This is a genomic window from Mesorhizobium sp. M2A.F.Ca.ET.067.02.1.1, from assembly GCF_004023285.1.
Taxonomy (GTDB): Bacteria; Pseudomonadota; Alphaproteobacteria; order Rhizobiales; family Rhizobiaceae; genus Mesorhizobium.
This window is the reverse complement of sequence record NZ_RZSB01001441.1, coordinates 1-435: the sequence shown is the minus strand read 5'-3', so window position 1 is coordinate 435 and position 435 is coordinate 1. Positions and strand designations below refer to the sequence as shown.

Below are 435 nucleotides of genomic sequence, written 5' to 3'. Positions count from 1 at the left end.
GCTCACACCGAGTTCACTCTCAAACTCGTCAATCATCGTGACGATGCCAAAGGAATCGATCAGACCATCATCCAGATAGTGCACGGGAAAAGCGTCCTTTCCGTTCGGAAGAGGCGACTTGGCGTGCTGCGAAAAGAAATCACGAACCAGCTTTTCATGCGTCATTGCAGCCTCACTTAATCTTTGTCCTCGACAATTCCGATGCAGCGGACAGGCGATCCGTCTCCTTCTCTTATCTTCAGCGGCAGCGCAATCAATTGGAATTCATCCGTTCCCAGCGCCCTCAGGTTGGTCATGTATTCGAGCTTGATCATGTCCGCCCCTAAGAGAATCTTGTGCACGGGAGAATCACGTTCCGAGCCGCGCCCGTTCTTCGGACTGTCGGCTTGCGGAGTGTCCATACCTAACAGCCGAACGCCGCGCTTTACCAGCCAA

The 435-nt window shown here is 53.3% G+C and carries 1 pseudogene; it reads right to left on the bottom strand.

The features are described from left to right. Positions 1-176: 176 nt before the first annotated feature. Positions 177-435: pseudogene (locus EOA28_RS39800) on the bottom strand (hypothetical protein); the annotation flags it as partial.